Below are 6887 nucleotides of genomic sequence, written 5' to 3'. Positions count from 1 at the left end.
CGACGGGACCGCGCGACGGGCGACGGGCGACGGGCGCGACCCTACCCCCGGGCCATGTCCTCCAGCCGGCGGATCCGGTCGGCGATCGGCGGGTGGGTGGAGAACAGCGACCCGATCCGCTCGCCGGCCCGGAACGGGTTGGCGATCATCAGGTGCGACTGGCTGGCCAGCTGCGGCTCCGGCGGCAGCGGCGCGGCCTGCACGCCGCTGGAAATCTTGCGCAGCGCCGACGCCAGCGCCAGCGGGTCACCGGTCAACTCGGCACCGGACTCGTCGGCCTGGTACTCCCGCGACCGTGACACCGCCAGCCGCACCACCGACGCCGCGATCGGGCCCAGCATCGAAACCAGCAGCAACGCAAAGGGATTGCCGCCACCTTCGCGGTTGCCGCCGCCGAACATGCCGGCGAACATGGCCATGTTGGCCAGCGCGGTGATCACCGACGCCAGCGCACCGGCCACACACGAGATCAGGATGTCGCGGTTGTAGACGTGCGACAGCTCATGGCCCAGCACCGCGCGCAGCTCCCGCTCGTCGAGGATGCCCAGAATCCCGGTCGTGCAACACACCGCGGCGTTGCGCGGGTTGCGGCCGGTGGCGAACGCGTTGGGGGCGTTGGTGTCGCTGATGTACAGCCGCGGCATCGGCTGGTGCGCGGTGGTGGCCAGCTCGCGCACGATCCGGTACATCGCCGGGGCCTGCAGTTCGGTGACCGGCTGGGCGTGCATGGCCCGCAACGCCAGCTTGTCGCTATTGAAATAGGTGTAGATGTTCATGCCGACCGCGAACAGCGCGGCCAGGAACAACGCCGTCCGACCGAACAGCGCGCCGACGAACACGATCAGCGCCGACATCCCGACCAGCAGCGCGAACGTCTTGAACGTGTTGTGATGCGGATGCCAGGTCATCAGCTCCTCCTCCGTGCACCCGATATTGCTGATTAAACGCCCATCGGAAGCGGTAGGTTCCGCACACGCAGCTAGCCGTGCCGGTTGATGGTGTAGTCGACCAGGGTGACCAGCGCGCGGCGACCGGGCACGTCGGGCAGCTCGGCCAGCTCCGCGCGGGCCTGCGCGGCGTAGTCGGCCACCGTCTCCTTGGCCCTGACCATGCCGGGCGAGCGCCGCAGCAACCGCAGCGCCTCGGCCACCGCGTCGTCGTCGTCGATCGGCCCGACCAGCAGGGCGCGCAGCCGGTCGGCGTCGGGCCCGGATTCGGCCAGCGCGTACAGCACCGGCAGGGTGTGCACGCCCTCGCGCAGGTCGGTGCCGGGCAGCTTGCCGGACTCGTCGGGGTCGGAATCGATGTCGATGATGTCGTCGGAGATCTGAAACGCCGTGCCCACGATGCCGCCCAGTCGGGACAGCCGCTCCACCTGGTCGGCGTCGGCGCCGGAAAAGGTGGCCCCGAACCGGCCCGACGCGCTGATCAGGCAGGCCGTCTTCTCGTACACCACCTTCAGGTAGTGCTGTATGGGGTCGGCCGCGGCGTCGGCACCCCGGGTCTCCCGCATCTGGCCGGTCACCAGCTGGGCGAACGTCTCGGCGATGATCCGCACCGCCTCCGGGCCCAGCCGCGACACCAGCCGCGAGGCCGTCGCGAACAGGTAATCCCCGGCCAGGATCGCAATATTGTTGCTCCACCGGGCGTTGGCGCTGGGCGCGCCGCGGCGCACCTGCGCCTCGTCCATCACGTCGTCGTGGTACAGCGTCGCCAGGTGCACCAGCTCGATGACCGCGCCGGCCACCGTCACCTGCCAGGCGTCCGGCTCGGGCCCCAGCTGCGCGGACAGCACCGTGAACAGCGGCCGGAACCGTTTCCCGCCGGCCTCGAACAGGTGGGTGACGGCCTCGGTCATCAGCTCGTCGCCGCCGCGCAGCTCGGTGTCCATCAGCTGCTCGATGCGCGCCACCCCGTCGCGGACGCTGGCGGCGAACCCGGGGTCGCCGAAGTCCACGCCCGCCACCACAGTCGCCGGTGTCCTCACGGCTCCAACATACTGGTGAACGTGAACCCAGAAGCCGACGTGGTGGTGGTGGGCGCCGGACCGGCCGGGTCGGCGGCCGCGGCCTGGGCCGCCCGGGCCGGCCGCGACGTGCTGGTGATCGACGCGGCCAGCTTCCCCCGCGACAAGGCCTGCGGCGACGGGCTGACCCCGCGCGCGGTCGACGAGCTGGAGCGGCTGGGGCTGGGTGAGTGGCTGGACGCCCACATCCGGCATCGCGGCCTGAAGCTGAGCGGCTTCGGCGGTGAGGTGCAGGTGGATTGGCCCGGCCCGTCGTTCCCGTCGACCGGCAGCGCCGCCCCGCGCGTCGAGCTGGACGAGCGAATCCGCAAGGTGGCCGAGGATTCCGGCGCCCGGATGATGCTGGGCATCAAAGCCGTTGGCGCCCACCATGACTCGTCGGGGCGGGTGACCTCGGTGGTGCTGACCGGCGGCGCGGAGGTGCGCTGCCGGTCGCTGATCGTCGCCGACGGCGCCCGCTCCCCGCTGGGCCGCGCGCTGGGTCGGGTGTGGCATCAGGAGACCGTGTACGGGGTGGCCGCCCGCGGCTATCTGGCGTCGCCGCGGCACGACGAGCCGTGGCTAACCTCACACCTGGAGTTGCGCTCCCCCGACGGCGCGGTGCTGCCCGGCTACGGCTGGATCTTCCCGCTGGGCAACGGGCAGGTGAACATCGGCGTCGGCGCCCTGGCCACCGCCAAACGGCCCGCCGACCTGGCGCTGCGGCCGCTGATGAACTACTACACCGACCTGCGCCGCGAGGAGTGGGGCTTTGACGGGGCGCCGCAGGCCCCGTCCAGCGCGCTGCTGCCGATGGGCGGGGCGGTCTCCGGGGTGGCCGGCCCGAACTGGATGCTGATCGGCGACGCCGCGGCCTGCGTGAACCCGCTCAACGGCGAGGGGATCGACTACGGCCTGGAGACCGGGCGGCTGGCGGTGGAGCTGCTGGAAACGCCCGACCTGTCGCGGGTCTGGCCGCACATTTTGCAGCGGCACTACGGTCGCGGCTTCTCGGTGGCGCGCCGGCTGGCGCTGCTGCTGACCTTCCCGCGGTTTCTGCCCGCCACCGGGCCGGTGGCGATGCGCTCGGCGACGCTGATGCGCATCGCGGTGCGGGTGATGGCCAACCTGGTCACCGACGAGGACACCGATTGGCTGGCCCGGGCCTGGCGCGGCGGCGGCCGCGCCTCGCGGCTGGCCGACCGCCGCCCTCCGTTTTCCTGAGGCCCCGTCCCGCGAGGGTGCGCAACGGCGCGGCTAGCCGGGGGTGACCCCGGCAGTTTGTGCACGCTCGCGGGCACCGCTGACAAGCCGACCGCACCGGAATACCAACTAGCTTTCGTCGGCGCGCTGACCGAGCCGTACTGGTCCCGCGGCCATTTGATCCGGCCTCCGGTCCAGATTGATCATTAACTTTTTGTTGCGGCACGGTCCCCGGCTGTGACATGCTGCACACGTCCGGGTCGGGGTGGATCCCCCACCCGGACGGTCGCGACCACGCGATGAGCTACCCCAGAACCGATGACGCCCAAGGGGAACCGAGAATGCTAGGACTGCTGGAACGGCTCGGCCGGCTGCTCGCCTACAAAATGTCCATCGCCGAGTTCATCGGGCTCGGACTGATCCTGGGCACCCCGTACCTGATCGTCGGGCTGATCTGGTCGTTAACTCACACCTCGCACCTGCACGACCCGGGGATGCATCTGAGCGACCTGGACGTGGTGATCTCGTTCCTCGGGTCGATCGTGTCGTGGCCGGTGCTGCTGTTCTCCAACGTGTGCATGCAGTGAATCGGTCCAACCAGGTCAGCCCCGCAGATAGGCCACGCAGATGAGCATCGAAGACAAGCCGGTGACCCGGATCGACATCGACACCCCGCCCACCCTGACCGGGCAGCTGACCGAACTGGTCACCGAGCAACTGGCCACCCGGCCCAGCCTGCGGGAGGCCCTGGATTGGCTGGTCCGCTACCTGAAGAACCACCCGATCACATCGCTGGGGACCGGCGGCAGCCAGGTGGTGATGGGTATCCGGGCCCTGCAGTACCTGGTCCTCGACATGTTCACCGGCCGCTTCCTGTGGGCGGAGTTCATCGAGCAGACGGCGTTCGTGGCCGGTGCGGCCTTTCTACCCACGGTGTTCGTCACCATCCCGGTCGGGGTGACGCTGTCGATCCAGTTCAGCGTGCTGGCCGGCCAAGTCGGTGCCTCATCGCTGGCCGGTGCGGCCACCGGCCTGGTCATCATCCGCCAGGCCGCCCCGCTGGTGGCGGCGATGCTGCTGGCGGTGGCGGTGGGCTCCGCGGTGACCGCGGACCTGGGCTCGCGGACCATGCGCGAAGAAATCCAGGCCATGGAGGTCATGGGGGTGCTGCCGGTGCGGCGGCTGGTGGTGCCGCGGCTGGCCGCGCTGATCGTGGTCGGCCTGCTGCTGACCGGGATCACCTTCTTCGTCGGCTACGTCGCGGGCTACATCTTCAACGTGTTCCTGCAGAACGGCACCGCGGGGTCGTTCATCGCCACCTTCTCCTCGTTCTCCGATGTCGGCGACATGTGGCTGGCGTTCGCCAAGGCGGCGGTGTTCGGGGTGATCGTCGCCATCGTCAGCTGCCAGAAGGGGCTGGACACCCACGGCGGCCCGGCCGGGGTGGCCAACTCGGTCAATGCGGCGGTGGTGGAATCCATTCTGCTGCTGATGCTGGTCAACGTGTTGATGAGCCAGCTCTACGTCATCCTGTTCCCCCGGCAAACCCTGTAAGCCATGACCGCTTCCAGCATGCTTCCCACCCCCGTCCGACCGTTCGTCGACGGCGTCACCGCGAGCTTCCAGGGTGTGGCCAAGGTCGGCCACATGCTGCACTTCTTCGGCCGGACCCTGTTCTCCATTCCCCTGATGTTCCGCCATTACCGGCGCGAGATGCTGCGGCTGCTGTCCGACATCTCTTGGGGCAACGGGTCGGTCGTGGTCGGCGGCGGCACCATCGCCGTCGCGGTTGCCCTCGGCGGGATCGCCGGCGCGTTGGTGGCCGTCGAGGGCTACAACGTGTTGAACCTGCTGGGCCTGGGACCGGCGACGGGATTGATCTCGTCGTTCGCCACCACCCGGGAACTGGCACCGATCATGGTCGGGATGGCGTTCATCGCCCAGGCCGGATGCCGGTTCACCGCGCAGCTGGGCGCGATGCGGATCAACGAGGAGATCGACGCCTTGGAGTCCATGGCGATCAACCCCGTTCCGTTCCTGGTGACCACCCGGGCGGTGGCGTCGGTGATCGCGGTCGTCCCGCTGTTCTTGGTCGCGCTGGGCATCGCCTACCTGGCCTGCCAATTCTCGGTGGTGTTGGTGTCCGGGCAGTCCAACGGGTCGTATCTGCACTATTTTTCGCTGTTCGTCAACGGTCGCGACGTCATCTACGCCACCTTCAAAGCCACCGTGTTCGTGTTCATCTCGTCGACCATCCAGAGCTACTACGGTTACGTGGCCAGCGGCGGGCCGGCCGGGGTCGGCGTCGCCGCCGGGCGCGCGATGCGCACCAGCGTCACCGCCGTCGTGGTGGTGAACATGCTGATGACGATGGCGCTGTGGGGTGTCGAGTCCGGCGCCAGGTTCGGCGGGTAGCGATGGCGAACTCGTTCGACACCGACCCCCGCGGCCCCGGCGACCCGCGGCTGTTCGTGATGGGCATCGTCTTCATCGTCGTCGCGGTGGCCACCGCCGCGCTGATGGTCGCCAAATCCCAAGGCAAACTGGACAATCTGGTCAACGTCGACGTCGAGCTGGTCAATATCGGTGACGGCCTGCCGCCGCGCTCGGACGTGAAGTTCCGCAACCTGCTGGTGGGCTCGGTCGTCGACGTCACCACGTCCACGCACGGGTCGCCGAATGTGGTCCACGTGTTCCTCAAACCGGAATACGCCGCGCACATCCCGGCCAGTGTCACCGCGCGGGTGGTCCCGGCCAACCTGTTCGCGGTGTCGGCCGTGCAGCTGGTCGACAACGGCGACGGCTCGGGGCATATCCGCGACGGCGCGATCATCCACGAGGACAAGACATTACCGACGGTGATCTTCCAGAACGTGTTGAACAAGCTGCGCCAGTTGGTCGCCCCGCTGGGCCGCAAGGCCGACGACACCACCGTCGGGCTGATCGCCGCCCTCGGCGAAGCCACCCACGGCCGCGGCAAGGAATTGACCGACACCGGACACGACCTCAACGAGGTCCTGGCGCGCCTCAACGAGGTGGTGGCCACCGACGACACCGGGCCCAGCACGCTGTCGGCGTTGGCGGCCGCCACCGAAAGCCTGCAGCGGACCGCCCCGGATCTGCTGGACGCGTTGGACCAGTCGATCCAGCCGATGAAGACCATCGCCGAAAAGTCCCAGCAGTTGAGCCATCTGCTGACCGGCGGTCTCGGGACGACGGGGACGCTGGCGACCGCGCTGGAGAATCAGTCCGAACGGATCATCACGATCAGCACCCAAATGACCCCGGTGATCGGGGTGCTGGCCGATCACGCCGACGAGTTCCACGGCGTGTCGACCAAGCTGGAAGTGTTGGCCAACAAGGTCTATGACATCGCCTGGGATCCCGAGATCAAGGTCCTCAGGGGCGGCAAGGCGGCCATCGCGCTGACGCCCAGCCGCAGCTACGTGCGCGAGGATTGCCCCCGCTACGGCGAGATGGCCGGCCCCAGCTGCTTGACCGCACCGGAGGTGCCGACCGCGCCGGATCTGTTCCCCGGGTTGGCGTCCATGGGGGTTCCCCCCGCACCCGGGATGACCGAGAACCGCCCCAACGTGACGCCGCCGCGCCACTCGATGCCCGGCGATCCGCAGGGCCCGCCGATCCCGCCGCCGCCGGACCCCCCGCCACCGCCGGATCC

The 6887-nt window shown here is 69.2% G+C and carries 7 protein-coding genes; 5 read left to right on the top strand and 2 right to left on the bottom strand.

All coding sequences use genetic code 11. The features are described 5' to 3' along the window. Positions 1 to 41 precede the first annotated feature (41 nt). Together htpX and grcC1 are read right to left on the bottom strand one after the other, a co-directional pair. Positions 42 to 908 carry a zinc metalloprotease HtpX gene (gene htpX / locus BKN37_RS24825; RefSeq protein WP_071029661.1) on the bottom strand — a complete coding sequence of 289 codons (867 nt, stop codon included), beginning with the start codon at positions 906 to 908 and terminating at the stop codon, positions 42 to 44. Between the two features lie 71 nt (positions 909 to 979). Next, positions 980 to 1987, bottom strand: a complete 1008-nt coding sequence (gene grcC1, locus BKN37_RS24820) for a nonaprenyl/(2E,6E)-farnesyl/geranylgeranyl diphosphat synthase (RefSeq protein ID WP_083342033.1) — start codon at positions 1985 to 1987, stop codon at positions 980 to 982. Between the two features lie 15 nt (positions 1988 to 2002). Between grcC1 and menJ the strand changes: the two genes are divergently transcribed. The 5 genes from menJ to BKN37_RS24795 form a co-directional block, all read left to right on the top strand. Next, positions 2003 to 3229, top strand: coding sequence for a menaquinone reductase (gene menJ / locus BKN37_RS24815; RefSeq protein ID WP_095407202.1), 1227 nt, complete (start codon positions 2003 to 2005; stop codon positions 3227 to 3229). Positions 3230 to 3549: 320 nt separating this feature from the next. Further along, positions 3550 to 3795 (top strand): hypothetical protein, encoded by a 246-nt coding sequence (locus tag BKN37_RS24810; protein ID WP_370479230.1) that lies wholly within the window; start codon positions 3550 to 3552, stop codon positions 3793 to 3795. Between the two features lie 106 nt (positions 3796 to 3901). After that, on the top strand, positions 3902 to 4762 hold the full coding sequence (locus tag BKN37_RS24805; protein WP_423212839.1) for an MlaE family ABC transporter permease: 861 nt from the start codon (positions 3902 to 3904) through the stop codon (positions 4760 to 4762). Positions 4763 to 4765: 3 nt separating this feature from the next. Continuing rightward, on the top strand, positions 4766 to 5623 hold the full coding sequence (locus BKN37_RS24800) for an ABC transporter permease (RefSeq protein WP_071029657.1): 858 nt from the start codon (positions 4766 to 4768) through the stop codon (positions 5621 to 5623). A 2-nt stretch (positions 5624 to 5625) separates the two neighbouring features. Further along, on the top strand, positions 5626 to 6887 hold a 1262-nt coding region (locus tag BKN37_RS24795; protein ID WP_071029655.1), incomplete at its 3' end, for an MlaD family protein.

The organism is Mycobacterium talmoniae (assembly GCF_001854525.1).
In the GTDB taxonomy this organism is placed as follows: Bacteria; Actinomycetota; Actinomycetes; order Mycobacteriales; family Mycobacteriaceae; genus Mycobacterium; species Mycobacterium talmoniae.
This window is presented reverse-complemented; position numbering and strand designations above follow the sequence as displayed.